Here is a 26074-nt window from a genome sequence, read left to right on the forward strand (position 1 = left end):
CTCAGCGCCGGTCGAGCCCCACGATGCGGTCGAGCAGCGCCCGGTCGAGGCTCGCCTCGACCGCCGTGGCGAGCCGGTCGTACTCTTCGTGCCGGCTCGGTATCGCCGGCTCGCCCGCGGCCCTGGGGAGCCCCCTCCGCTCGCGCAGGGCCGCGAGGAGCGACCGCCTGAGCCGGTCGTTGTCGAAGATCCCGTGGATCATCGTGCCGACCACGGCGCCGTCCGCCGACACGGCCCCGTCGAGCGCCGCCTCGGCCTTGCCGCCTCTCGACCCGATCGCGAACGCCGCGGCCGCGCTGCCCACCCGCTCCACGCGGCCCATGTGGATCTCGTAGCCGGTCAGCTCTGCCGCGCCCTCGCTCTCGGCCTCTCCAACGCTCGCCGCGCCCGCCGTCCCGAGGAACGAGCCGCCCGCGAGCCGCGCCCGCACCTGCGCCACCGTCTTGGTCCGCTCGAACCGCGTCCACACATCGAGCAGCCCCAGCCCACGCGCCGCCGGCTCGGCCGACTCGACGCCTTCAGGATCCTCGATCGCCCCGCCGAGCATCTGGCAGCCGCCGCAGATCCCGAGCGTCCAGCCGCCCTGCCGGGCGCGCGCCGCGACCGCCTCCGCGAGGCCGCTCGCGCGCAGCCACGCGAGATCGGCCATCGTGCTCTTCGTCCCGGGGAGCAGCACGAGGTCCGCATCGCCGATCTCGTCCGGCCGCTCGATGAACCGCACCACCACGCCGGGCTCGTGCTCCAGCGGCTCCACGTCGTCGTAATTCGATATCCGCGGCAGCCGGACCACCGCGATATCGAGCTGCCCCGGGCCCGCTGGCCCCCGCCGCCGCCGGCCCTCCAGCGACACCGAGTCCTCGTCCGCGATGCGCAGCTGCTTCAGATAAGGCACCACGCCGAGCACCGGGACGCCCGTCCGCGCCGTCAGCATGTCGAGCCCCGGCTCCAGCAGCTTGAGGTCGCCGCGGAACTTGTTGATCACGAACGCGGCCACGCGCGCGCGCTCGTCGGGCTCGAGCAGCGCCATCGTGCCGACCAGCGCCGCGAACACGCCGCCTCGGTCGATGTCGCCGGCGAGCAGCACCGGCGCGTCGGCGACGCGCGCGACGTGCATGTTCACGATGTCGCGGTCCTTCAGGTTGATCTCCGCGGGGCTGCCCGCCCCCTCGATCACCACGACGTCGTGCGCCTCGCGCAGCCGCCCGAGCGAGCGGGCGATGATGTCCTTGAGCTCTCCCCGGTACGCGAAGTAGTCGCGCGCGTGCAGGCTGCCGATCGGCTTGCCGAGCACGACCACCTGAGAGCGGGAGTCGCCCTCGGGCTTGAGCAGCACCGGGTTCATGTCGACCGTCGGCGCGACGCGCGCCGCCTCGGCCTGCACCGCCTGCGCCCTTCCGATCTCGCCGCCGTCCAGGGTCGCGAACGAGTTCAGCGCCATGTTCTGCGACTTGAACGGCGCGACCCGGAGGCCCCGCCGCTGGAAGATGCGGCAGAGCGCCGTGCAGAGGAGGCTCTTGCCGACCGAGGACGCCGTGCCCTGAACCATCACCGTGAGCGCCGTCATCGGAAGAGCTCCTGTCCAAAGGATGCCGCCGCCAGCAGGGCCGCCGCGAGCCCGGCGAAGAGCAGCGCCGCGAGCAGCACGATACGGCAGGCCTCGTCGATGAGCCCCCGCCGGAGCGGCTCCACGGGGTCGCCGAGGCGGTAGTGGCCGCGCTTCTCGAGCTCGACCCGGAGCAGCCCGGCCATCGCCGCCATGGGCCGGCCGGCGTTCGGGCTCTCGGTGAGGCCGCCGTCGCGCAGGAGCACGGCGAGGCCGCGGCGCGCGTCGGCGCCGCGGAGCCACCCGGCGGCGAGCAGGAGGAGCGCGGTGAGCCGCGCCGGCACGAAGTTCAGCGCGTCGTCGAGCCGCGCCGACGCCTTGCCGAGGTACTCGTAGCGGCCGTGATAGCCGACCATCGCGTCGAGCGTGTTCACCGCGCGGTAGAAGAGCGCGCCCGGGAGCCCGAAGAGGGCGAAATAGAAGAGCGGCGCGACGAAGCTGTCCGACGCGTTCTCCGCGACCGACTCGACCGACGCGGCGACGAGCGCGGGCTCGTCGAGCTCCGACGGGTCGCGGCTGCAGAGGCTGCGCAGCGCGCCGCGGGCCGCGGGGAGATCGCCCGCTTCGAGGGCGTCGCGCACGCCGAAGGCCGCGTCGCGGAGCGCGCGGAGCGCGAAGGTGGGCTTCAGCAGGAGACCTGACAAAGCGAGCGCGAGGACGGGGTGCGGGGCGAGCAGCGCCGCGACGCCGGCGCCCAGCGCCGCGAAGAGGCAGGGGACGGCGAGGGCCATGAGCGCGCCCCAGAGGAGCTCGCCGGCGCGGCCGCCCGTGGGCGCGGCGCGCTTCAGGGCCTGGATCGCGGAGCCCATCCACACGACGGGGTGGATGGCGGCGGGGGGCTCGCCGCAGGCGAGGTCGAGCGCGACCGCGGCGAGCAGCGCGGCGGCGGCCGTCATCGCGCGTCCTCGCCGTCGCCGCCGACGAGCGCGACAGGGCCGGGGCGCAGGCGCAGGATCGCGCCCATCACGGCCACGTAGAGCTCGCTGGCCGAGCGGCCGAGCCGCTGGTGCGCGCGCCCCGCGAGGTCGCGGAACGCCCGGCCGAGCCGGCTCTCCGGGACCACGCCCATGCCGACCTCGTTCGAGACGAGGACGACGTGCGGCGCCGCCGACTCGACGGCGGCGGCGAGCGCCTCGATGCGCTCCTCGATGGGCCCGAGCGCGCGGCCCTCGGTCTCGTCGCGGAGCAGCAGGTTCGACAGCCAGAGCGTGAGGCAGTCGACGACGATGACGTCGACGCCGGAGAGCGAGGCGATGCGCTCGGGGAGCGCGATCGGCTCCTCCACGGTGAGGAACGCGCCGCCTCGCTCGCGGACGTGCGCGTCGATGCGCGCCCTCATCTCGTCGTCGAACGGCTCGGCCGTCGCGATGAAGGCGCGGCGCTCGCCGAGCGAGCGCGCGAGGGAGAGCGCGAACGCGCTCTTGCCGGAGCGCACGCCGCCGCCGATGAGCGCGACCCGGCGCCGCGGCGTGCCCTGGCCGCTCCCGCTCATCGCGCGCGCTCCTTGTGCGCGGCCGCGCTCGCGACGAGGCCCTCGGGGACGATCGGGTTCGAGGCCCAGTGGGCGTGCACGTACGAGGCGAGGACGCTCCCTGCCCGGTACCCCTCGCGCGTGACCTGGCCGCCGCGCCGGCGCCGCACGGAGTAGGCGTGCTCGATCGGCAAGGGCGCGTGCTCGGGCGGCGTCGGCGCCTGCGCGGGCGGCGGCTCGGCAGGCGCCGTCGTCGCGCGCGGCGACGGGCGGAGCTCGGAGTAGCGGAACTGGTGCCCGCGGAACCGGAGCCCCGCGCCGCCAAGGATCGTGCGCGCCTGCGTCTCGACCTCCACGTACCCGAGCGCCTGCAGCTTCTCGCACATCACGGCCTCCGCGGGGACGAGCCCGACCATCGCGTGCGCGCGCCCGTCCAGCGTGCGGATCGCCTCGGTCAGGTACATGAGCCCGCCGCACTCGGCGTAGATCGGGCCCCCGCGGCCGGCGAACGCGCGGATCTCGTCGCGCAGGGCCGCGTTGTCGGCCAGGCGCTCCGCGTGCACCTCGGGGTAGCCGCCCCCGAGGTAGAGCGCGTCGACGTCGGGCAAGCGCGCGTCGCGGATCGGCGAGAACCGCACGAGCTCGGCCCCGGCGGCCTCGAGGCGGCGCAGGTTGTCCGCGTAGTAGAAGTGGAAGGCCTCGTCGAACGCCACGCCGATGCGCGCCCGGCCGCGCTGCGCGCCGGCGGCGGAGGCGTCGGGCGTCGCGGCCGCGTCGGCCGCCGGCAAGGGCGGCGCCGCGCGCGCGATCTCGAGCAGCGCGTCGAGCCCGATCCACGCCTCGGCCTGCGCGCCCCAGTGGTCGAGGCGCTCCTCGGGGAGCGCGGCCTCGTCGGCCGTGCGCAGGCCGAGGTGGCGCTCGGGGAAGCGCTGCGCCTCGTCCCGCGGCAGGCCGCCGAGGACCGGCAGCGACCGGTTCACCTGCGCCTGCGCCTGTCGGAGGATGTCGAGGTGGCCGCGGCTGCCGACCTGGTTGCACACGACAGCGGCGACGCGCAGCGCGGGATCGAAGCCAGCGAAGCCCTGGACGAGCGCCGCGACGCTGCGGGCCATCCCGGACGCGTCGACGACGAGCGCGACAGGCGCCTCGAGCCACTTCGCGATCTCGGCGGTCGAGCCCTCCTCCCCGGTCGGGCTCGCCCCGTCGAACAGCCCCATCACCCCCTCGATCAGCGCGACGTCGGCGCCGGCGGCCTCCGCCGCGAACGTCGACAGGACCGCGTCCCGGCCCATCATCCAGCCGTCGAGGTTGTGCGATGTCCCGGCCACGGCGCGGGCGTGGTACGTCGGATCCAGGTAGTCGGGGCCGCACTTGAACAGCGCGACCCGCATGCCGCGGGCGCGGAGCGCGCGCGCGATCGCCACCGTGGCGGTCGTCTTGCCGACGCCGCTCGCCGTGCCGGCGACGACGAGCCGGGGGATGGCCCGGGACATCAGAAATCGACTCCGATCTGGGCCTTTTGCCCCTGCTCGAACGGGTGCTTCACCGATCTCATCTCCGTCACCAGGTCGGCGAGCGCGAGGAGCGCGTCGGGCGCGTTCCTGCCGGTGATCACGACGTGCACGTGCGTGGGCCTCGCGCGCAGCGCCGCGAGCAGCTCGTCCTCGGCGATGAAGCCGTAATGGAGCGCATACGTGATCTCGTCGAGCACAACGATGTCCTGCTCGCCGCCCGCGATGAGCGCCGCGGCCTCCTGGAAGGCCGCGCGCGCCGCCGCCTTGTCGCGCGAGAGGTCGTCGCTCTCCCACGTGAAGCCGCGCCCCATGACGAGGAACGTCAGGTTGGGGAGCGTCTCGGCGAACAGCCGCTCTCCCGTCTTCCACTTCCCCTTGATGAACTGCACGACCGCGACGCGCATGCCCCGGCCGAGCGCGCGGAACACCATCCCGAGCGCGGCCGTCGTCTTGCCCTTGCCGTGGCCCGTATAGACGATGACGAGCCCCTTTCGACCGGCGGTCGCCGCGGCGCCCGCCGCGCCCGTGCCGGCGCTCTCCTCCGCGCTCACGAGTCCTCCTCGGTCGTGCCAGGGACGAGGAGCTTCTTCTCGGCCTTGCGGAAGCGGTGGCTGAACTCCGCATCATAGAGCCGCGAGTCGGCGAAATCCGTGGAGGTGAGCACCCGGCCGACCAGGATCATCGACTGGGTCTTGATGCCCTCGGCCCGGACCTTCTCCCGGATGTCGGCGAGCGTGCCTCTCACGATCTTCTGATCGGGGCAGCTCGCCTTGTGCACCACCGCGACCGGGCAATCGGCGCCGTAGGCCGGGATGAGCGCCGCGGTCACGTCCTTGAGCAGGGTGATGCTCAAGAACAGGCAGAGCGTCGCCTGGTGGCGGGCGAGCTCCTCGAGCCGCTCGGCCGGCGGCACTGGCGTGCGCCCCTCGGCGCGCGTCAGGATCACGGTCTGCGAGAGCTCGGGCAGCGTGAGCTCGCGCCCGAGCGCCGCGGCCGCCGCGGTGAAGGACGAGACGCCGGGGATGATCTCGTACGGTATCCCGAGCGCATCCATGCGGCGCATTTGCTCCGCCGTCGACCCGAAGAGGACGGGATCGCCCGTGTGGACGCGCGCCACGTCGTGCCCTGCGTCCCTGGCCTCGACGAAGACCTCCACGATCTGGTCGAGGGTCATGCCGGAGGAGTCGATGACCCGGGCGTCCGGCCGCGCGGAGGCCACGATCTCCTTGGGGACGAGCGAGCCCGTGTACATGACGACCGGGCAGCGGGCGACGAGCTCGGCGCCGCGGACCGTGATGAGCCCGGGATCGCCCGGGCCGGCGCCGATGATGTAGACGCGCATGAGGGTTCTTTCCTTGCTTCGTGCGCCGGCGATCCCGGAAGGGACCGCGGGCGCGCGGCGCGACGCTAGAGCGATCGCGCAGCGGACGCCAGGGGGTGGGGCGACCTCGGGTAAGGCGGACGCGATGCTCGACGCCCTGGCGCTGGTGGGCGAGGCTCGACCGCCGGTCGTCCGGGCCCTTTGCGACCTTAAGGAAGGCTAGTACTACAGCCGCGCTTGCGGCCCATCTGCGGCTGTAGACCTAGCCCCTGGTTTCTCCTTTATTCACCGTCTCGCCGGAGCCGTCACGGGGCAACGGCGAGCCTCTGCAGACGCCGCCCCGGGCCGTCGCCCAGCTCAGGGGCAGTCGCCGGCGAAGCTCAGGAAGCTCTGTATGCAGGCGTCCGCCTGATCTTGGCTGGTGAGCGGCATCGAGGTGACGGTGTTGGCCACCGACACGTATCCGCACTGGTCGGGCTCCGGGCCGAACTGGCCGTTGACAGCGAACTCGACGAAGGGGCCCTCGTGGCCATTGTCTTTACTCTTCAGATAGTAGTAGATGCTGCCGGGGCCCATGGAACCCGAGTAGTTGATGCACTGGACGGGGGGGGTCGGGGGACCCCACCCGGGCATGCCATCACACGGGCACGCCGGCGCCGTGGGCTGGCAGGTGCCGCTCTCGCAGGTGAAGCCCGACCCGCACGAGCTGCAGTCGAGCATCTCGCCGCAGCCATCGGCGATCGAGCCGCAGGTCGCTCCCTGAGCCGCGCAGGTGGTGGGGACGCAGACGGGCGTCTCGCAGTTCACCCCCGTCCAGCCGGGCGCGCACGTGCAGGTGTACCCGTTGACCTGATCGTTGCACGTGCCGTGGACGCAGGGGCTCGGCGCGCATTCATCGATGTTGGTCTCGCAGCTCGTCCCCGTCCAGCCGGGCGCGCACGCGCAGGTGTACCCGTCGACCTGATCGTTGCACGTGCCGTGGACGCAGGGGCTCGGCGCGCATTCGTCGATGTTGGTCTCGCAGCTCGTCCCCGTCCAGCCGGGCGCGCACGCGCAGGTGTAACCGCTCTCGGCCGCGGCGCAGGCGCCGCCGTTCTGGCAGAGGGCCGAGGCGCAGGGGTCTGTGGCTTCCCCGCTTTCGTCGCCGTCGGCCGTGGAGGGGCCGGCGCTGGTACAGCCCGCGAGCAGCAGGGTGGAGAGAGCCGGGATCGTCAGAGAGTGGAGAAGTGAGCCTGTAAGAGACCGCATGGGTGGTCATCCTTTCAAGGTTGTGCTTGCGCTGGCTGGAGAAGGGTCGGGCGGCCTATTCAAGTTAGATGCCAGTGTCGAATCGGCGCTTTCGGAGGGGATGTTGACGCAGGTCCCTGCATGGCATTCGGTGTGTGCGCGCCGCCGGTTCCCGTCACCGAAGTCCAGTCGCGCGCCGCCTGCTGCTGCCTGAGTGCCTCACCTGCGGAGACCACGACGCACCGCCGTGACCGACCGCGGCGACCCTGCCGAGTTCGATGGCGGAGCGAGCTTCCACCATAGGTTCAGGCGAGGATGCAACAGCGACGAGCCCGGCCGCGCGCTTGTCTTGCCGTTCGTGGACAGGTCGCTGCCGTTTCTGGACAGGCACCATCGTTCGCGCGCGATCGATGGTGATCTGCGCGATACGTCGCGGTCGAGCCCGACGACCGGTACGCCACGGTGAGCTGCGGGCGATTAGAGCGGTCCCGAAGCGGACGCCAGCGTTCATGGTGGAGCCCGTGCGCTCGGCGCGGAGGCCCGAGAGACACATCGCAGGCCCGAGGACACGACCCTGCGGTGTGTGCCGGAAGGCTCCGTCTTCTCCCTGGGACCCGCTGGTCCGGGGCCTTGCTCAGGGCATGCGCCTGTGATGCGATGGGAGGTCGCACCCCTCTTCAAGGAAAGGCCATGGACCACAAGAACACCGGGTCTCAGCCCTCGGCGCCCATCCTGTGCGCGGCAGCCCTCTTCGAGCCGACGCTCCCGGCCGCGTGGGGTCCCACGCTCGATCTGCTCGCGGACATCGAAGAGCTGCAGGACGCGACGAAGGGAAGCCGCGAGGAGCGGGAGGCGAGGGGGCGCGATCTTCACGATCGGCTGATGCGCGGCATCGACGCCCTGAGCGAGCCGACCCCGGACGAGTTCCACGCGGCGAGCGCGTCCTTCCGGGCCTGGTTCACCGAGGCGGTGCTGCTCTGGCTCCGGTTCGCCGGCAGCAGCTCCGCGCCGCTCATCGACACTGTCGCGTCGCGCCCGCTCCTCGATTTCCCGCTCGATCTGCCGCAGGGCAGCGAGGGGATCCCGCTCGTCCGGCGGGCGCTGCGAGAGGCGCTCGGGTGGGAGGAGGCGGAGCTCGCGCAGGTCGAGGCCGCGATGGATCATATGACCTCCAACCTCGCGGTGAAGCACGCGATCACGAAGGCGATCGCCTCGCAGCTCGCCGCGAAGGGGGGCGCGTCGCCCGCCGCGTGCACCGAGCTCATGAGCGCGATCTACGGCCCGTTGCCGTGGCGTCCGGGCGACGTGGATCTGCTCATGACGTCGACCGCGATCTTCTTCTGCATCCGCGCGTCGGCGCCGGCGACCGGCTCGCCCGGAGCGGCGGGCTCCGCCGAGGCGCCGCGGCTCGAGGTGCCCGGCTGGGACGAGCGCCCGGAGGAGGAGCGGCGCGCCATCTCCGCCTTCATCGCCCGGTGCGACGACACGAACACCGCGGCGACGGCGCGATTTCCTGCGTTCGGCTACTTCGACAGCGCGGCCATCGATCCGGCGCTCGCGCGCTCCCTTGCGGACGCGGCCTCGGTCCCGACGGAGGTCGTCACGCAGACGCTCGCGACCATGGTGATGGTCCTCCGGACGCCGGAGGTCGAAGACTACGTGGTTCATGACGCCTGGGGCCACGCGTGGCAGGAGGCGCTGGCCGAGTTCGAGTGGGAGTACGCGGTGCTGCCGCGGCTCGAGGAGCCCCTCGCGCTCGACACGGTCTTTCCCGGCGCTGTCGGCCCCGGCATCGCCTCGGCCTTCATCGAGCGCGGGGGCCGCACCGAGCTCGACGAGGCGGCGCTGCTCCGGTTCGCCGAAGCCGACATCAGGGCGCGACTCCAGGTGGCTGCGAGCAACGGCATCGCCGAGATGCTCGCCGATTTCATGGAGAGCAAGTACGCGTGGCACAGGCCCTCACTGAAGCTGCCGGATGCGTCGCTCCTCCCCATCACGGGGCTCAAGCTCGATCTGACGGTGGGCGACGTTCGCCGCCAGGTCGCCCGCTGGGCGAAGCCGTACCGCGCGCTGGCCGAGGACGAGGGGGCGCGCGCCCGCCTCGTCGACGCGCTCTCGCCGCGCGTTCCGGCTGCGGGGCTCAAGGAGGCGGTGGATCAGGCGGGCGCGCTGCTATGGCGCGAGTTCGCGACGGCGTTCGACGACACGCTGCGGCCGGTGGCTGCCAAGGGCGGAGGGATCCGCGCGAGCGCATGCCGCCGCATGGTCCTGCAGCTCACGCTGGTCGCCGCGGTGCTCGAGCAGACGCTCGCCGCGTCGTGCGCGGGCGGGCCGCGGAGCGGGTCGCGGAGCGGGCCGCGGACGGAGCTCGCCTGGCGCGACCCGGCGCTGTGCGTGGACCTGCTTCTGGTGACGATCGCCCGGTTCTACGAGCACGAGCGGCAGAGGAACTTCTGGCACCTCGACCAGATCCTCTCGACCGGGTTCGTGGACGCCTGCGGCCGGCTAAGGGCCGCCATGGCGAAGCCCGAGTCGCCCTGAGTCTGTCCTCCGGAGATGGCGTATACTTCCGCCGATGTCCGGCGCCCAGCGCGACGTATTTCGGCTCTGCGGGACCACGATCGACGGCAAATACCGTGTCCTGTCCGCCGTCGGCGCCGGCGGGTTCGGCGTCGTCTATCGCGGCGTGCACGAGGGGTTCGACGCGCCCGTCGCCATCAAGTGCCTCAAGCTGCCCGACGAGCTCTCGCCCGAGGCGCAGCAGGATTTCGTTCGACGGCTGCGCGACGAGGGGCGGCTCCTGCTGCAGCTCTCGCGCCTCTCGCCCGGCATCGTGCAGGCGCTCGACATCGGCGCCTTCACGACCCAGGAGGGCGGTCGCGTTCCCTATCTCGTGCTCGAGTGGCTGGACGGCGAGACGCTCGCCGGCCACCTCGAGCGCCTGCGCGCCGGGGGCGGCGGCGCCCTGTCCCGCCGCGAGGCGATTCTCCTGCTCGACCCCGCGGCGCGCGCCCTCGCGGTGGCGCACGAGCAGAACATCGCGCACCGCGACGTCAAGCCGGAGAACCTCTTCCTCGCCGAGGCGGGGGGCGCGAGGACGCTCAAGGTCCTCGATTTCGGCATCGCCAAGATCATCGGCGATCAGCGCTCGCGCACCGCGGCCCTCGCGAGCACCGCGGAGGGGCCGTCGGTGTTCACGCCCCGCTACGGCGCGCCGGAGCAGTTCGACAAGCAGCGGGGCGCGACCGGGCCATGGACCGATGTCTTCGCGCTCGCGCTCGTCTTCGTGGAGCTCGTGACGGGCGCTCGGGCGCTGGAGGGGGAGGGGATCGTCGAGCTCTATTCGGTGGTCGTCGATCCTGCGCTGCGCCCCACGCTGCGGGCGCGCGGCGTCTCGGCGCCGGACGCGATCGAGCGCGTGCTCTCGCGGGCGCTCAGCGTCTCTCCGCGCGACCGGTACCCGGACGCCGGCGCGTTCTGGCGCGCGCTGATCGCCGCCGAGGGGCTCGAGGGCGAGCTGCCCAGCCTCCCGCCGCGCTCGCCGCCCGCGGCGCGAGAGGCCGAGACCCAGGTCGAGGGTGCCAACGCACGACGCAGCCCTGCGCCAGGCGCCGAGCACGCGGGTACACCTGCGGGGATCGGCTTCGAGCCGACCGTGCCGCACCGGACCGACCCGGCGTCGCAGCGCCCTGGTGGCGCGCCGCCCGCGGCCGCCGAGGCGGAGCCTGCGCCGCGACCGGACCACGGGGCTGCGTCGGGCGAGGCCGTCGTGGTGCGGAATGCACCCAACGAGCGCGCGCGCCCGGGTCGGCGCGGGCTCGTCGCGCTCGCGCTCGCGGCCTCGGCGGTGGCCGGCGCCGCGGTCGCGGTGCTCCGGCGCCCCCCGGAGCCGCCGCCCCAGCCGAGTCGCGCGCCGATCGCCGCCCCGGAGCCGCCACGCCCCGCCTCGACCAACCCGGAGGCCGCTGCGCTCTACCAGGAGGCGCTGCAGGCCTACCGTGACGGCGCGCCGGACGTGGCCGCGCGCACGATGGAGCGCGCCGTGGCGCTGGATCGTGGCCTCGGCGCCGGCCATCTGCGCGTGGCGATCTGGACGTTTCGACAGAGGCCGGCCGTGGCGCGCGAGCACTTCCAGCTCGCGCTCCTGCACAGGGCCGCCCTCGGCGAGCGCGACATGGCGCTGCTCGACGCGGCCGAGCCGTACGTGCGCCAGCCCTCCGACGCCGTGTCGTGGGAGCGGCGGATCGAGGCCGCGGTCGCGAGGTTCCCGGCCGATCCGGAGCTCCTCGTGTACCTGGGCGCGGCGAGGTTCGCGCAGCTCCGGTTCGACGCCGCCGTCGAGGCCTACGATCGGGCGCTCGCCCTGGACCGGGGCCACGTGCTCGCGTGGGGGCTCAAGGGAGAGTCGCTCGGGATGAAGGGGGATGTCGCGGCGGAGCTCGCCGCTTACCAGGCCTGTGCCGAGACGGCTCCCGGCGCGACGCTCTGCCTCGCGAACCGGGTCCGCCTCCTCCATCGCCAGGGCGATTGCCAGCAAGTGGAGGAGCACGCGCGCCGGTGGCTCTCGATCGATCCGAAGGCGGCGCCGGCGCACCGGCACCTGGCGCTGGCGCTCCACGCGCGGGGCGCGCCGCGCGAGAGCGTGCTCGTGGCGCTGGAGCAGGGGTGGGCGGCGGTCCCCGAGGGCGAGCGGAGGGCGAAGGAGCTGCTCGATCGGATCTCGCTCGCGGTCCTGGACGGCGATTTCGAGCTGGCGGTGGAGCACGCCCGCGCGTGGCAGCGCGAGGTCGCCGGCAGGAACGATCAGGACGCGCACGCGAGCCCGGCCCTCAAGCTGGCGGAGCTCTACCGTGAGATGGGGTTGCCGCGGGAGGCCGGGCGGGTGGCGGACGATTTCCTCCGCCGGATGAGCGCCTGGTCCGAGCCGGCGACCACGGCCGACTGGACCATCGCGTTCTTGCCGTACAGCCTCCGTGCAGCGTCGATGACGCAGGAGGCGTACGACGCGGCGCGCTCGGCGTGGGTGGAGCGGGTCCAGTCGAAGTGGCGCGCCGCGGCGCAGGAGATCAAGCCGGAGCACCGCTGGCTGCTCTGGACCGAGGCGTACGCGGCCGGCGTGGAGACCGCGGCCGACGCGGCGGCGGCGTTCGAGACGATGCCGCTCGACCAGCCGCTCCCGTCGGAGAGCGGCCGCTGGCTCCTGCTCGATCTGCGGATCGGCAAGGTCTACGCGCTCGCGGGGAAGGGGCAGGAGGCGATCGGGCCGCTGACGCGCGTTGCGCGCTCCTGCGCGGCCCTGGCCGACCCGTTCTCGACCACGGAGGCGCGGCTTTATCTGGGCATGGCCCTGGAGGCGACAGGCGATCTGCGCGGCGCCGCGGCGGCGTACGAGGCTGTCCTCGAGCGCTGGGGCAAGGCGCGCCCGCGATCCATCTCCGCGGAGCAGGCGCGAGCGCGGCTCGCCGGGCTGCGGGCGCGGCGTTAGTTCCGCCCGCCAGGGAGCTGAAAGAGAATTTAACGCGAAGGCGCAAAGGCGCAAAAAAGAATAGATTTGTATACCGTTGCGCCTTTGCGCTCTTGGCGGCTTTGCGTTGAATTCTCTCTCCGCGCGCGATGCGGATCCCTGGTGGGCTTCGTGACGCGCGGAATTCGCCGTCCACGGTCATGTCCAGAGCTCGCGCTCGTCAGGGCGCCAGCTTGCCGGGGACCTCGCCGCCGACGAGCGCCGCAACGGTGTCGAGCATTCCCTGCCTCCGCCGGTACCCGGCAGCGAGCTTCTCTCGCATCGCTCCCTGATCGAGCGGATGACCCGTATCGGGGTCGAGCGCCTTGAACCCGCGTTGGACAAAGAAGGCGATGTACGGCTCGAGCTCGTCGATTGCAGCGTCGACATCGCCCGGTGGATGGTTCGGGACTGCGATCGTGACGACGTTCTTCCAGAAGGAGACGGTGATCCAGAGGGCGCAGCCTGGGCGCTCCACCGTGATTCCGATCCCGCGTGCCAGGTAGTCGGCCACGCTCACGCCCTCGTCGCCGGCGACGTCCTGAGCTGCCGCCTCATGATCGATGGCCTCCTCAACGAACTCGCCGAACGCGCTCAGGAACGCGTCTGCCCAGACGCGGTTCTTGTCGTTGCGATGCCAGATCGGCTTCTCCAGATCGATCGTGTACATGGCCGCCTGACCGCCCCACCGGAGACCGCTACCACGTAAGCACCGCGCAGACCGGCCTGCACGGGTCCACCCGCCACGCCAGATCGCGCCGATCTCGCTCACCATCTTCGTCAGACATCGTTGATCGTGATGCGCGCGCCCGAGGGGACGTCGTTGCGTGTCACCACCGAGCCGTCGGGGAACGTCACGCGGATATCGACCGACGCCGCGGCCCCCATCCCGATGATCAGCGGGAGCTGGCTCTGCTGCCGATTGCCCCACTGGCCGGCGCCCACGAGGTAGGTCGCCACGCGATCCGCCCCGGTATAGCCGCCCGCGCGAAAGTCCCCGTCTCCGTCGAGATCCACGTCGACGCGCGCGCCGATCGCGTCGCGATCTTCCCTCACGTTCGCGTCGGTCGCATTGCCGTCCCGATCGGTGAGCACGCGGACGACCGCGTAGCCCGGCGCGCGGCACGGCATGCCGGTCACGTCGCGGCGGTAGAGCGCCGTTCCCCCGAAGCTCGTGGTGAGGAGGTCGAGGTCGCCGTCGCCGTCGATGTCCGCGAACGAGCCGACCTGCTGCGCGGCGATCCCGAGCGAGGCGCCGGCGACCGCGAACGTGCCCGCGTCGTTGCGGTAGAGCGTGTCGCCCACGTACGCGTCGAGGTCGCCGTCCTGGTCCCAGTCGGCCCACACGCTCGCGCTCAGGAACGATCCGTCTCCGAGCCCGACGCTCGCCGCCGCGGCGGCGGAGAACGGCGCGCCCGCGCCGGCGTTGTAATAGAGCAGATCGTCCGCGTCCCCGTCGCGCACCGAGAGGAGATCGAGGTCGCCGTCGGCGTCGATATCGATCCAGGTCGCGCCGCCCCAGCGGGAGCTGGCCGTCCGCGTGTCCTCGAGCCCGGCCGACGTCGCGACGTCGGTCCAGCTCGGCGACGTGAAGCGGAAGAAGCGGTTACCGTTTCCCGTCGAGCCGGTGGCCACGTAGAGGTCGAGGTCGCCGTCGGCGTCTGGATCGGCCCACGCCGCGCTGTCGCCCTGGAGGAAGGTGCTGAACCGCGCGCTGTCATCGGCGAACGGGAGGGCTCCGTCGTTCCGGAACATGCCGGACGTGCCGAACTCCGAGCCGAAGAACAGATCGAGGTCGTTGTCGCGATCGTGATCGATCCACACCGCCGGGCCGGGCGTCGTCGTCGCGAACTCGAGGTTGGCCGAGAGCGCGACGTTCATGAACGTGCCGGTGCCGTCGTTGCGATAGAGCCGGTTCGGGATCGTGCCGTAGCGGGTGTCGTTGGCGACGAAGATGTCCATGTCACCGTCGTTGTCGAAGTCGGCGGCGATCACCGGGTACTGCTCGGAGGTGGTGCCGACATCCCTGATGCCGCGCGCGGCGGCCCCCTCCGTGAACACGCCCGCGCCGTCGTTGATGTACAGGCCGCTGCCGCGCAGGAACACGTCGGGATCGCCGTCGTTCTCGACGTCGAGCCACGCGACGACCGAGCTGCCCGTCGTCGCCGGCAGGCCCGAGGCCGCGGTCACATCGGTGAAGCGGAGGCCGCAGGAGACGACCGCAGGCCCATCGGTGCACACCCCCATCGCGCAGCCGCCGCACGCCCCGCTCGGGCACCCCGTGCACGCCGCGCCCTCCGGCGCCTGGTTCGCGACGCACTCGCCCGCGCCGTCGCACGTGTCGGCCGCGTCGCACTCGCCGGCCGCGGCCGCGCACTCGGTCCCCGCTCGCCGCGGCTCGGCGAAGCATTCGCCCTCGATGCACACGCCGCGCATGCAGCGGCCGTCGAGGTGGCTGCAGTCCACGCCGGCGCACAGCGGCCCGCCGCCGGTGCCCGCATCGCCGCCGCCGTCGTTTCTGCCGCCGGTGCCCGCATCGCCGCCGCCGTCGTTTCTGCTGCCGCCGCCGTTCCCGCCCCCGCCCTGGGGCTCTTCGCCGGAGAACGTCCTCGACTTCGCCGAGCAACCCACCGCGAGCAACGCCGCCGCGAAGGCGAGGAAAGACCGTTTCACGTTCGACCTCCGATCGTCACGCCCGCGGTCGCCGCGGGAAAAGCGATCCGGTCGAGACTACAAGCAGCGCAGGACGTTGTCGCGCACGCGCTGCCAGGTGGGTCGCGGCAGCTGTCGTCCGTCACGCCCCACGTCCTGCGGCGCACGTTCGCCACGCATCTGCTCGATCTGGGCACTCCGACTCGACGGCGCCGCTGCCCGACATCACGGCAGCGGCAAGCCGAACATCGCCTCGCAGACGGCGACGTGCGCGCCGCAATTACCGGCGGCTCCGTGGTCGCCGTCCTTGAGCGCGAGCCGGTGCGACCCGCCGTACGGCGGCGCCGCGCCCGGGACGTCGACCTCGACGAGCTCGCCGGGGAGGCCGATGAGGTCGAATGCTTTGAGGTGATCCCGGTGCTGCTCATCGCGCTCGCCGGTCAATCCGAACATGCGATCCACGGGCGTCGCGGACGGCTCCGAGAGCCAGGTGGCGCTCACCGGGTTCGTGTCGCGCGGCCCGGCCAGCGACACCACCCGGTCGAGCCGGACGACCTTGCCGATGCGGGCGGCCGAGCTCGCGCCGTGCGAGTGGCCGCTGAAGATGATGACCGACCAGCGCGGGCTCCCGTCGTCTTCGAGGAAGTAGCCCCAGTCGCCTCGCGGGTGGACCTCTTTCAGGTGCGCGAGCGCCTTCGCCAGCCGCGTTTCGATGCTGTCGGCCCTCGTCACCTCGATGAGCGCGGTGTGGTCCTGACCGTCGAACGCCTCGAGCCGCGCGTCGCCGAACGTGTCCGGATCATTTTGAACGATGTCGTAGTCGTTCTTGTAGGCGACCGCGAACGCGTGAAAGCCGCGCGCGGCGACGAAGCGGGTGAGGTCGAGCGGGCCAGGAGGCTGGCTGCTCCCCGACAGCGTGACGACGAGCTTGCCCGCGAACCGCGCGACCCGAGTGTCGAGGAGGGCCACCTGCTCCAGGTCGCGGTCGGAGACCTCTGGATCGATCTCGCTGGGCTTAAACCGGATCTCGCTGAGCTCGGGTGAGCTCGTGTCCACGTGCAACTCGCGCGGCGCGCCGCCCGCGCCGCCCGCGCCGCCCGCGCCGTTCGCGCCGCCCGCGCCGTTCGCGCCGCCCGCGCCGCCCGCGCCGCCCGCAGAGCCACCGACCCCGGAGGTCGCGGCGGCGCCGCCGGTCCCGGTGGTCGCGGTGCCCGTGGCTGCTCCGCCGCCAGCGCCCGGGGGGCCGCCGTCGCTCGACGAGCCGCCGCACGCCACGCACCCGAGCGTCCACCAGGCGCAACCGATCCACGCCGTAATCCGCATGCTCGAAACGTTACCAGATCACCTCCGGCGCACCGCGGTGGACGAGCCGGCTGGCGACGGCGGTCTCGCAGGGCGCCGCCGTCCTTCTCCCGCCCGCTCGATGAAGACGAGGTGACGCCTGCAGGAGCTGGCGTCATCTGGCTCCTGCGCCGACGCTTCTATTTGCAGCGCGCCGGCCGCATTGGACGGCATCCACGCATGGCATTCGGCCGCCTTATGGCGCGTCCGCCTTTCGGACCCGCGGCGGCTCCCGTGGTCCCTCCGGCAGGACGCCGGCGCTGCCACGGCCTCCGAGTCAAGAGGGGGCTCGCGTCCCGCCCGGACGCACGGCGTCCGCGGGAGACGCGAGCTTGTTCGTTCCACCTGGACCCGCCCCGGTTCTCCTGCTTTCCTGCTGCCCACCGTGACCGCATCCCGTGACGAGAGCTTCATCTCGCTCGTCCCCCGCCTCGTGTCGGCCACGTACTTTGACGAAGCTGCCACGGCGGTCCTCCAGGCCATGTTCACCTGCGTCGAAGAGGCGCTCGCCGGCAGCCCGTTCGCCAGCCGCGCTCGGATCCTGCGCGGCGTCGTCCACCTTCGTCCCGAGGACAGCTACCAGCGCCTCTTCGGCATCGACCGCCCGAGCGGCGCGCGCATCGAAGGCACCGGCTATCTCACCTCCGGCAGCGTCTGGAGCTGGATCGAGAAGCACCGCTGTTCGGTCTCGATCGACGTCCAGCGCGCCTCGCTCCGCTCCTGGATGCCGGACGGGGCCATGGCGCTCCGCCACGCGCCAGAGGCGGCCGGCATGCCCGGCGACGCGACGCGCGAGCGGATGCTCGGTCGCGACGCGACCCACGTCCATGTCGTCCCGCTGCGCGCGCCGGGCGGCAGCGTCGACGGCATGATCACGATCGAGGTGAGCTGCAGGGGGGCCGTCGGGCTCGAGCTCCCCTGGGCGGAGTGCCACGAGGAGCTGGCGATCCTCGCCAGCATCGCCGGGGCCTTCATCGCCGCCCGCGCGCTGCCGCTTCGCTCCGACGAGCCGGCGAGCCCGGACGAGTTCCTGCCTGTCGTCGGTCAGAGCACCGCGCACCTCGTCGAGCTGCTCCGCGCCTTCGCCCCACGGGACGACACCATCCTGATCACCGGCCCGACCGGCGCCGGGAAATCCAGGCTTGCGCGCTGGTGCCACGAGCACTCGCAGCGCCGGGGCCAGCCCTTCGAATCGCTGGACCTCCTCGGCGTGCCCGAGGACCTGCAGATGGCCGAGCTGTTCGGCTGGAAGCGGGGCGCCTTCACCGGAGCGGTCAAGGACAACCCAGGCGCTGTGGCCCGCGCCGCGAAGGGCACGCTCTTCCTCGACGAGATCGACAAGCTCTCGCTCAAGGCCCAGGCTGGCCTCCTGCGCTTCATCGAGGAGCGCGCTTACCGGATGCTGGGCGACGACGGGGCGGGAGAGCGCCGCGCCGACGCGCGCCTCCTCGTCGGCACCAACGCCGATCTGCGCGCCGCCGTGCGCGCCGGCCGCTTCCGCGAGGACCTGTACTACCGCATCAACGTCCTGCCGGTGCGGCTACTCCCGCTCGCCGAGCGGCTCGACGAGCTCCCGCGCTGGGCCGACTTCATGCTGAACCGGCGCCATCAGGAGGCCGACGGCAAGGGGACGGCGCGCTTCGAGCCCGAGGCCATGAAGCTCCTCGTGTCCGCGCCCTGGCCGGGCAACCTGCGGCAGCTCGACAACATCGTCCGGCGCGCTTACGCGCTCCAGCTCGCGGGGCAGAGCGGCCTCGGCGGCGATCTGGTGATCCAGCGGCGCCACGTCGAGCGCGCGCTCACCTTCGACAGCGACGCCGAGCCGAGCGCGCTGACCAAGCTGCTCTGGCGGGCGGCGCTCAGCTTCGTGAACGAGGCCGAGCGACGCCGGGGCGGCAGCGCCCCGCTCCCGCTCGACCTGACCGACGCATTTCGCGGCATGGTCCTCGGCGCGGCGGTGCAGCGGACGGGCAACCGTGACCACGCCTTCACGCTGCTCGGCCAGGAGATGCTGCTCAAGAACCGCAACCACCATCGGACGCTGCTGCGCGAGCTCTCGCGGGTGCGCGAGATCCTGGACCTGCTTGGAGGTGAGGTCGATCCGGATCTCCTCGCGGTGCTCGACGCCGACAAGGAGCCGTGAGGGAGCGCTGGAGGCGCTCTCCGAGCGCCTCCAGCGACCACGGGATCGAGCATGCAGTGCTATGTCGCAGACGGTGCCGCGCTCGCACCAGGCGCCACGTTCGACGGGCGTTACGAGATCCTGGCGAAGCTCGGCCAGGGCGGCTTCGGCGTTGTGCACAAGGCCCGCCAGCTCACCACCGGGCAGCCGATCGCCCTGAAGATCCTGCGCCTCGCCGAGCAGGGAGGCGCCGCGCAGGAAGGCAGGCGGATCTCGCGCTTCCTGCGCGAGACGCGGCTCTGCGCCCAGCTCCACCACCCGAACATCGTCCAGCTCGTCGACGCGGGGCAGGCAGAAGATGGGACCCTCTACGCCGCGTTCGCCTTCGCGCCTGGCGACGACCTCGCCGCCCTGCTCGAGCGAGAGGGCGCGCTCGCGCCGCCCGAGGCGCGGCACCTGATGCTCCAGGTGCTCGACGCCCTCGCCTGCGCCCACGCAGCGAGCGTCGTCCACCGCGACCTCAAGCCCAGCAACATCATGGTCATCCCCACGGGCGCCCGCCGCAACGCGCTGGTGCTCGACTTCGGGATCGGCGCCGCGCTCGACGACGGGCGATCCACGCGCCTGACCGGCAGCCACGACGCGCTGGGCACGCCCGGCTACGGGGCGCCGGAGCAGTGGCGCGGCGCCGAGGCTTCGCCGCGCGCGGATCTGTTCTCGTGGGGCCTCGTGTTCCTCGAGTGCCTCACGGGCAAGCCGGCGTACGGCGGCACGGAGGCCGAGATCTTCTACCGGCTGCTCGGCCCCGATCCCGTCCCGATCCCCGCGGCGCTCGAGCGCCACCCCCTGGGCGATCTGCTCGCCCGTGCTCTCCGCAAGGACGAAGGCGCGCGCGAGGTGACCGCCCGTGGGCTCTTCGAGGCGCTCGAGGCCTGCAACCTGCGCGGGCTCTCGCGCGAGGCGATGCTCGGCGCCGGCGGCCCGGCCGGCGGGGACACGCGGTCTCTGTCCTCGATCGCGATGGTCGCCACGCAGCTCGACCGGCGGAGGGGGCCCGCTCCGCCTGCGCTCGATGGCGAGCGCAGGCAGCTGACGGCGCTCTGCTGTCACCTGAGGGCACGCGCGGCCGTCGCGCAGGCGCTCGACGTCGTCGACGTCGAGCGGCTGGACGACCCCCTGCGCGCGGCGCTCGCCCTGTGCGCGGACATCGGACGCCGCCATGGGGGGTATGTGGCCGCGGCGTTCGGCGACGATCTGCTCGTCTACTTCGGCTACCCCAGCGCGGCGGAGGACGACGCCAGGCGCGCTGCCCGCGCGGCGCTGGCGATGGCCGGCGCCGCGCGAGCCGAGGACGCCGAGGACCCGCGCAGCGCCGCGCCGGGCGCGCAAATCGACGTGAGCGTCGGCCTCCACACCGGCCTCGTCGTCGACGGGAATCTCGGGGACCTCGAAGGCGCGTGCCTCGTCACCGGCGCCACCCCGCGGCTCGCCGCGCGGCTCGCCGCGCTGGCGCCGCCGGGATCCGTGGCGGTCAGCGCCGCGTCGCAAGCGTTGCTGCGCGCCTCCTTCGACCTCGAGAGCGAAGGGGGCCGCGCCATCGAGGGAATCGCGGCGCCGGTGGAGACCTACCGCCTCCGGCAGGAGCACGGCGCCGCGGCGAGCTGGCCGACCCCCGACGGCTCGAGGGCGCCGCTCTCTGGCCGGGCTCCGGAGCTCGGGCTCCTCGTGGAGCGGTGGCGCCGCGCGCGCGACGGGGCGGGCCAGTCGATCCTCATCACGGGCGAGCCCGGCATCGGCAAGAGCCGGCTGGCGCGCGCGCTGCGCGACGGGCTGGCGCGCGAGGCCCACACCTTTCTCGAGGCGCGGTGCTCGCCCGACACGCAAACCAGCCCCCTCCGTCCGGTGGTCGACCTGCTCGAGCGCACGCTCGGGCTCGATCAGGAGCCCGACGCGGGCGCCAAGATCGCGCGGATCGAGCGGGAGCTCGTCGGCCACGGCTTCACGCCGGCCGAGGCCATGCCGCTCTTCGTGCCGCTCTTCTCCCTGCCTCTCGGCGAACCGTACGCCCCGCTCGACGTCTCGGCGCAGCGGCACAAGGCGCTGACGCTCCAGGCCGTGGCGTCGCTGCTCCTCGCGATCGCCGACGAGCGGCCCGTCCTCCTGGTGGCGGAAGATTTGCATTGGGCCGACCCCACCACGATGGAGTTCCTCGAGCAGCTCGTTCGCGAGGCGCCCGCGGTCCCCATGTGCGTCATCATGACGGCTCGCCCGGAGTTCTCACCGTCGTTCTCGACGGCCGACATGCTGCTGCTCCCGCTGAGCCGCCTGGAGCGCCCGCACATGGAGGAGATGCTCACCGGGCTCTCGGGCCACAAGGCGCTGCCTCCCGCCGTGATCGAGCAGGTGGCGGACCGCGCGGACGGGGTGCCGCTCTTCGCGGAGGAGCTGCTCCGGATGATGGTCGATGCGCAGCTCCTGGTGGAGCGGGAGGATCGTTACGAGCTGACCCGGCCGCTCTCGGGCGCGGCGATCCCGGGGACGCTGCGGGCGCTGCTCACGGCGCGGCTGGATCGGCTTTCGCGCGCCAAGCAGACGGCCCAGCTCGCGGCGGCGATGGGCCGGGAGTTCAGCGTCGAGGTGCTCTCGGCCGCGAGCCCGCTCGGCCCGGCGGCGGTGGCAGAGGATCTGGAGCGCTTGACGAGCGCGGGGATCGTGCTGCGCAGGCGGCGGGGCAAGGAGGCGGTGGGGAGCTTCAAGCACGCGCTGGTGCGGGACGCGGCGTACGAGTCGCTGTCCACCGGCGCGCGGCAGCGGAGCCACGCGCGCGTCGCGAAGACGCTGGAGGAGGGGTTTCCGGAGGTGGTCCGGACGCGGCCGGAGCTGCTCGCGCACCATCACGCGGCGGCGGAGCAGAAGCGGGAGGCCATCGGGTACGCACGGACGGCGGCACATCAGGCGCTCGGGCGCTCGGCCTACGCCGAGGCGGGCGCGCACGCCACCCATGTCATCGATTGGATCGGGGCGCTGCCGACCGGCGAACGGGTGGAAGCCGAGCTCGCCGCCAACAGCATCCGGTTGCAGGCCCTGATGTCGATGCAGGGCTGGGCTTCCCCCGACGTGCGTGCGCTGGCCGAGAAGTCCCGCGCGCTGCTCCCCGCGAGCAAGACGACCGAGCACACCGTCTCCACCCTCTTCGGCCTGTACATGCACTACCACGTGGCGAGCGAGCGCGCGGCGTGCCGGCGGGTGGCCGACGAGCTCGTGGCGTTCGCCGACCGGATCGAAGACCCGTCGCTCCAGTGCGTGGCCGCGACAGCCAAAGGCGTTGGCTTCCACGCCGAGGGGCGGTTCTTGGACGCTGAGACATGGTTCGATCAGGCGATCCATCTGTACGACCCGGCGCGCGACGGGCAGCAGGGCTCGGCGTTCGGCATGGACTGCCGCGTCTGGGCCACGGGACAGCTCGCATGGGTGCAATGGGGTATGGGGCGGACGATGCGGGCGTTCCAGCTCGCGAACGACGCAATCGCCTGGGCGCGGGAGATCAAGCACGTCCCGTCCCTCGGGATCGCGTTGCTCTACCTCGGCCAGATCCAGCACATGAACGAGGACAAGCCTGCGGTGCAGAAGACGACGGGCGAGCTGCTCGCGACCTCCAAGGCATACGGGCTGCCTGCCTTCGAGGGCTACGGTGCGGCCCTCGCGTCGTGGGCCGCGGGGGATCTGCAGGGGGTCGAGGTGATCATCCGGACCCTCGAGTCCCTCCACTGCAACTTGGCGCTCACCTACTACCGATCTTTTCTGGCAGACATCGAAGCAGACGACGGCCGTCTGCACCAGGCGATCGCCCACGTGGAGACCTGCCTTTCGATGTGCACCGAGCTCGGCGAGCACTTTTTCGAGGTGGAGCTCTTGCGGCGCCGCGCGCGCTACGAAATGCACCTGCCGAAGCCCGATCGGGGCGCCATCCGGGAGTTGCTCGCCCGGGCTCGGCTGCTGGCCGGCGAGCGAGGCATGTACCGCTTCGAGGCAGCGGCGATCGAGGAGCACCGGCGTGTCTTCGGGGACGACACCGCGCTCGTGGACCGATTGATGCAGCTCCATGACTCGTTTCCTGATCTGAAGTTACTTTCACCGAGGAGTGATCCATGACAACCGAGCCCTCTGAAGCATGGGAAACCGGCGGAACAGGCAGCGCCGCCCCCTTTCCCCGCCTGCGCACCGCCTACCTGCGAGCCATCGCGCGTGCCTGGCGCGATCGGGACTTCCTGAAGCAGCTGGTCAGTGCGTCCAAGAAGGAGCATTATGGCGTCCTTCCCCTCCTCGAGAAGGAATATGGCTTCAAGTTCCCTTTCAGCGTGAAATTCGCCATCTCCGACGAGCCCAGGCCGCAGTGGCGGCCGAATGAGATGCTCGGCTGGCTCGCCGACGGTGACGAGATCGATATCACGTTGCCAGGCCCTCCGACGGAGGGCACGCCGCCCGCGGACGCCATTGCTCTCTATTGCCAATGGTTCCCGTCGATGCTTGGTCCGCCGACGGACGGGACAAGTCAGCCGCCCGATGATTTCGGCGAGTTCGGAGTGATCACGTCCCGCCTCCTCGCGATGACGTGGTACGATGAGAAATTCAAAGAGCAGCTCTTCGCCTCGAAGGATGCTCGGCGCCTCGTGCAAGCATCGATGGGCATGATTGTTCACTGGAACTTCAAGCTGAAGTTCTCCTCCCTCGATTGGGAAAAGTTCTGGCACAACATTCCTTATCAGGGCAAAGCTCACGGCCAATCTGCGAGCCGGATCCCCGCTCGGGTGACGATCACCGTCAACATCCCTCAGGCTCCTCCGGACGATGCCATCTGGCCGATCGCTCTCGCCGCGTACAACGACACGGGTCCCCAGTACCCCTTCACCTGCGCTTGACGCTGCAATCGCTAGCTGGACCGGGAGCGAAGGAGGCGCTCGCGTGATCCCATGCCGCCGGACGAATTGCAGCGCGTCCTCCGCACCGCATGGAACTCCGGAGCTCTGCTCGTAGGAAGAGGGTAGCGTGCGCAACGGGATTGCCATCATCGACATCGACCGCCACGTCATGGAGCCCATGGGGCTCTGGCCGGAGTACCTGCCGGCGAAGTACCGCGACGTCGCGCCGGACGTCCGCCCTCTCTCGCAGCATGACGAGCCCCTCCGGGCTCGTCTGGACCGGCTGGGAGATCATGCCCTCTTGCCGACCCCGCCGGTGGTCACGGTCGCAGGAAAGCCCATCTGTCGCGGAATGACCGAGGTGGGCTACATCGAGGTCGGGCTCCATGCGGAGGAGCACCGCCGCGAGCTGATCGCCGCGGAGACGGCGGCCGGCCAGCTCGCAACGATGGACGAGGCGGGGGTCGACGTCGCCGTGCTGCACCCGACCTACGCGGGGTTCCTGGTGTACGACGAGGAGATCGACGCGGACCGCTCCCGCGCCTACGCGGGAGCCTACAATCGCTGGCTCGCGGACCAGTGCCGGCGAGACCCGACCCGGCTCAAGGGGGCCGCGATCATCTCGCGCCACGATCCCGCGCAGATGGTCGCGGATCTCGACGCCGGCCTCGCGGACGGCCTCAGCGCCGCCGTGGTCCGGCCGAACCCGGTCCGCGGGAGGACCCTCGGCGCGCCGGAGCTGGAACCCTTCTTCGCGGCCTGCGAGGCGAACGACATCCCGCTGCTGCTGCACGAGGGGACGCACACGCGCGTGCAGACGGCCGGCGCTTCGCGCTTCCGAACGCACTTCGCTCAGCATGCCTGCTCCCACCCGCTCGAGGCGATGATGGCGTTCCTCGCCCTGCTCGAAGGAGGCGTCCTCGAGCGCCATCCGGGCCTTCGCGTCGGCTTCCTCGAGTCGGGCTGCGGGTGGCTGCCCTACTGGCTCTGGCGCCTCGACGAGATCGAGTATACGCAGCTGAGCAACGAAGTCAGCGGTCGCGTGAACCGGCGCCCCTCAAGCTACTTCCGCCGCCAGTGCTGGATCGCGTTCGAGCCGGGCGAGGCGATGCTCGCGCACTGCGTCGACGTCATCGGCGAGGATCGCGTCGTCTTCGGCACGGATTTCCCCCACGTCGACCACGATCCCACGATCGTCGCCAGGCTGTTCGACGGGGTCGGGTCGCTCGCCGACGACGTGCTCCGGGCAGCCTTGTGGGACAACCCTGCGCGGCTCATGGGGCTGTCGGAAGCAGCGCGCCCGCGCGGTGCGGGAATGGGCGCGAGGCCGACCCGCGCACACTTCATTGCGAACAACGGTCAAGCAAAGAGGAGCCCATGAGCACGAACCAATTGATGGAGTTTCGCTCGACGTACCTGCGCGCGATCGCAGAGGCATGGGCCGATCCGAACGGTTTTGGCAAGGAGTTGACCGGGGACAACCCCACTTCCGTGCTCAAGGATCGATTTGGCTATATCTGGCCATGGCCAAGGACGTGCGAGCTTCAGATTGCACGAGCCGACGAGGACTTCAGGTGGATCCACGATGAGTGGGTCTGGCCCAGCGACCTGCTCGACTGCTTGACGCTGCGCCTGCCGCTCGCGCCCAAGCGTTCGGCAGCTCGTCCAGGGTACGATGGTCTGCTGGAAGACCTCCGTCCGGAGGACTACTCGAGGGCGCTCGGGGATTATTACAAGCAGCGCCCGTCGCTGTTCAGCGATCAATGGATCCGGGAGCACGATCAGCACGGGGTTCATGCACGCCCTCAGGACAAAGGGGGCGGGCTCAACATCCGGGCGGACCACGGGGTGCAGCACGTCGGTCGCCCCGAACGAGGGCGGGAGCCCGGGGGGTGCTGTCATGAGGGCGAACAGGCGGGCCAAGAGCGCGTCGGCCTCCACAGCGGCCCTCCTGCGGGGGGCTTCGTTCCCGACGACAGCTCGTTCGCCGAGCTCAACGTCGTGCTGCTCGCGGCGGTGGCCAAAGCCTGGAGCGACGAGGAATTTAGACGGGCGCTCAAGAACGACCTCGCATCGGCGCTGCGAACCATCCGAGGTTACAGGCTACCTTGGACGATGAGCCTGCGCGTCGAGGAGGACGGCGCAGCCCGGTGGCATCCGCCGGGATCTCCACTCGACAAGGACCATCAGTCGTACTGGGATTCGCTCCAGCCTCATACGCTCAAGCTCTACTTGCCCACGAAGCCGAGCAACGTGGACTCCGAGCCCATCGCGCTCGCCGCATACAACGCGACGGGAGCAGCGTACCCGTTCACTTGCTGCTGCTGATCGGGGGACGAGACCAGGACCGAGGATGGATCCTCTGGAGCCGGGCCAGGTGCTGAGAGCCGCCCGAGGAGCT

Annotated in this window: 17 protein-coding genes; 7 read left to right on the top strand and 10 right to left on the bottom strand. The window is 71.7% G+C overall.

Going from position 1 to position 26074, the window contains the following annotated elements:
* Position 1: 1 nt before the first annotated feature.
* The 7 genes from WMF14_RS01185 to WMF14_RS01215 form a co-directional block, all read right to left on the bottom strand.
* Positions 2-1564 (bottom strand): cobyric acid synthase, encoded by a 1563-nt coding sequence (locus WMF14_RS01185; RefSeq protein ID WP_437798368.1) that lies wholly within the window; start codon positions 1562-1564, stop codon positions 2-4.
* Entirely contained in the window at positions 1561-2499 is a 939-nt protein-coding gene (gene cbiB / locus WMF14_RS01190) for an adenosylcobinamide-phosphate synthase CbiB (RefSeq protein WP_437798369.1), read from the bottom strand. Before cbiB ends, WMF14_RS01185 begins: the two co-directional genes overlap by 4 nt.
* Positions 2496-3095: a bifunctional adenosylcobinamide kinase/adenosylcobinamide-phosphate guanylyltransferase gene (cobU, locus tag WMF14_RS01195; RefSeq protein ID WP_437798370.1), complete on the bottom strand. Its 600-nt coding sequence runs from the start codon at positions 3093-3095 to the stop codon at positions 2496-2498. The genes cbiB and cobU overlap by 4 nt, the downstream gene beginning before the upstream one ends.
* Entirely contained in the window at positions 3092-4567 is a 1476-nt protein-coding gene (locus WMF14_RS01200; RefSeq protein WP_437798371.1) for a cobyrinate a,c-diamide synthase, read from the bottom strand. Before WMF14_RS01200 ends, cobU begins: the two co-directional genes overlap by 4 nt.
* The gene (gene cobO, locus WMF14_RS01205) at positions 4567-5139 is read right to left on the bottom strand and encodes a cob(I)yrinic acid a,c-diamide adenosyltransferase (RefSeq protein ID WP_272097293.1); all 573 of its coding nucleotides are present in this window, start codon (positions 5137-5139) and stop codon (positions 4567-4569) included. Before cobO ends, WMF14_RS01200 begins: the two co-directional genes overlap by 1 nt.
* Positions 5136-5930, bottom strand: coding sequence for a precorrin-4 C(11)-methyltransferase (gene cobM / locus WMF14_RS01210; RefSeq protein WP_272097294.1), 795 nt, complete (start codon positions 5928-5930; stop codon positions 5136-5138). Before cobM ends, cobO begins: the two co-directional genes overlap by 4 nt.
* Before the next feature lie 336 nt (positions 5931-6266).
* Positions 6267-7157 carry a calcium-binding EGF-like domain-containing protein gene (locus WMF14_RS01215; protein WP_437798372.1) on the bottom strand — a complete coding sequence of 297 codons (891 nt, stop codon included), beginning with the start codon at positions 7155-7157 and terminating at the stop codon, positions 6267-6269.
* A 669-nt stretch (positions 7158-7826) separates the two neighbouring features.
* Between WMF14_RS01215 and WMF14_RS01220 the strand changes: the two genes are divergently transcribed.
* Positions 7827-9677: a hypothetical protein gene (locus WMF14_RS01220; RefSeq protein WP_437798373.1), complete on the top strand. Its 1851-nt coding sequence runs from the start codon at positions 7827-7829 to the stop codon at positions 9675-9677.
* 34 nt (positions 9678-9711) lie between these two features.
* Positions 9712-12621 (top strand): protein kinase domain-containing protein, encoded by a 2910-nt coding sequence (locus WMF14_RS01225; RefSeq protein WP_437798374.1) that lies wholly within the window; start codon positions 9712-9714, stop codon positions 12619-12621.
* 199 nt (positions 12622-12820) lie between these two features.
* On the opposite strand, the gene WMF14_RS01230 is transcribed toward WMF14_RS01225, so the two are convergent.
* The 3 genes from WMF14_RS01230 to WMF14_RS01240 all read right to left on the bottom strand — a co-directional run bounded on the left by WMF14_RS01230 (position 12821) and on the right by WMF14_RS01240 (position 16614).
* Positions 12821-13414 (bottom strand): hypothetical protein, encoded by a 594-nt coding sequence (locus WMF14_RS01230; RefSeq protein WP_437798375.1) that lies wholly within the window; start codon positions 13412-13414, stop codon positions 12821-12823.
* A 5-nt stretch (positions 13415-13419) separates the two neighbouring features.
* Positions 13420-15312, bottom strand: coding sequence for an FG-GAP repeat domain-containing protein (locus tag WMF14_RS01235; RefSeq protein ID WP_437798376.1), 1893 nt, complete (start codon positions 15310-15312; stop codon positions 13420-13422).
* Between the two features lie 204 nt (positions 15313-15516).
* Positions 15517-16614 (bottom strand): BPSS1187 family protein, encoded by a 1098-nt coding sequence (locus WMF14_RS01240; RefSeq protein WP_437798377.1) that lies wholly within the window; start codon positions 16612-16614, stop codon positions 15517-15519.
* Between the two features lie 403 nt (positions 16615-17017).
* Here WMF14_RS01240 and WMF14_RS01245 point away from each other — a divergent pair, with 403 nt between their 5' ends.
* The 5 genes from WMF14_RS01245 to WMF14_RS01265 all read left to right on the top strand — a co-directional run bounded on the left by WMF14_RS01245 (position 17018) and on the right by WMF14_RS01265 (position 26001).
* Entirely contained in the window at positions 17018-18775 is a 1758-nt protein-coding gene (locus tag WMF14_RS01245; RefSeq protein WP_437798378.1) for a sigma 54-interacting transcriptional regulator, read from the top strand.
* Positions 18776-18826: 51 nt separating this feature from the next.
* Complete coding sequence (locus tag WMF14_RS01250; RefSeq protein ID WP_437798379.1) at positions 18827-22906, top strand: TOMM system kinase/cyclase fusion protein; 4080 nt, start codon at positions 18827-18829, stop codon at positions 22904-22906.
* On the top strand, positions 22903-23673 hold the full coding sequence (locus WMF14_RS01255; RefSeq protein WP_437798380.1) for a BMA_0021/BMA_0022 family TOMM bacteriocin: 771 nt from the start codon (positions 22903-22905) through the stop codon (positions 23671-23673). Before WMF14_RS01250 ends, WMF14_RS01255 begins: the two co-directional genes overlap by 4 nt.
* Before the next feature lie 127 nt (positions 23674-23800).
* Positions 23801-25054, top strand: coding sequence for an amidohydrolase family protein (locus WMF14_RS01260; protein ID WP_437798381.1), 1254 nt, complete (start codon positions 23801-23803; stop codon positions 25052-25054).
* A complete protein-coding gene (locus WMF14_RS01265) occupies positions 25051-26001 on the top strand; it encodes a BMA_0021/BMA_0022 family TOMM bacteriocin (RefSeq protein WP_437798382.1) in 951 nt (316 codons plus the stop codon). The genes WMF14_RS01260 and WMF14_RS01265 overlap by 4 nt, the downstream gene beginning before the upstream one ends.
* Positions 26002-26074 lie beyond the last annotated feature (73 nt).

Source organism: Sorangium sp. So ce693 (assembly GCF_051521375.1).
Lineage (GTDB): Bacteria > Myxococcota_A > Polyangia > Polyangiales > Polyangiaceae > Sorangium > Sorangium atrum.

What these genes read in the sequence shown, in the direction of transcription:
- WMF14_RS01185 (WP_437798368.1), bottom strand. Translation starts at nt 1,564, where the DNA reads ATGACGGCGCTCACGGTGATGGTTCAGGGCACGGCGTCCTCGGTCGGC.
- cbiB (WP_437798369.1), bottom strand. Translation starts at nt 2,499, where the DNA reads ATGACGGCCGCCGCCGCGCTGCTCGCCGCGGTCGCGCTCGACCTCGCC.
- cobU (WP_437798370.1), bottom strand. Translation starts at nt 3,095, where the DNA reads ATGAGCGGGAGCGGCCAGGGCACGCCGCGGCGCCGGGTCGCGCTCATC.
- WMF14_RS01200 (WP_437798371.1), bottom strand. Translation starts at nt 4,567, where the DNA reads ATGTCCCGGGCCATCCCCCGGCTCGTCGTCGCCGGCACGGCGAGCGGC.
- cobM (WP_272097294.1), bottom strand. Translation starts at nt 5,930, where the DNA reads ATGCGCGTCTACATCATCGGCGCCGGCCCGGGCGATCCCGGGCTCATC.
- WMF14_RS01215 (WP_437798372.1), bottom strand. Translation starts at nt 7,157, where the DNA reads ATGCGGTCTCTTACAGGCTCACTTCTCCACTCTCTGACGATCCCGGCT.
- WMF14_RS01220 (WP_437798373.1), top strand. Translation starts at nt 7,827, where the DNA reads ATGGACCACAAGAACACCGGGTCTCAGCCCTCGGCGCCCATCCTGTGC.
- WMF14_RS01225 (WP_437798374.1), top strand. Translation starts at nt 9,712, where the DNA reads ATGTCCGGCGCCCAGCGCGACGTATTTCGGCTCTGCGGGACCACGATC.
- WMF14_RS01230 (WP_437798375.1), bottom strand. Translation starts at nt 13,414, where the DNA reads ATGGTGAGCGAGATCGGCGCGATCTGGCGTGGCGGGTGGACCCGTGCA.
- WMF14_RS01240 (WP_437798377.1), bottom strand. Translation starts at nt 16,614, where the DNA reads ATGCGGATTACGGCGTGGATCGGTTGCGCCTGGTGGACGCTCGGGTGC.
- WMF14_RS01250 (WP_437798379.1), top strand. Translation starts at nt 18,827, where the DNA reads ATGCAGTGCTATGTCGCAGACGGTGCCGCGCTCGCACCAGGCGCCACG.
- WMF14_RS01255 (WP_437798380.1), top strand. Translation starts at nt 22,903, where the DNA reads ATGACAACCGAGCCCTCTGAAGCATGGGAAACCGGCGGAACAGGCAGC.
- WMF14_RS01265 (WP_437798382.1), top strand. Translation starts at nt 25,051, where the DNA reads ATGAGCACGAACCAATTGATGGAGTTTCGCTCGACGTACCTGCGCGCG.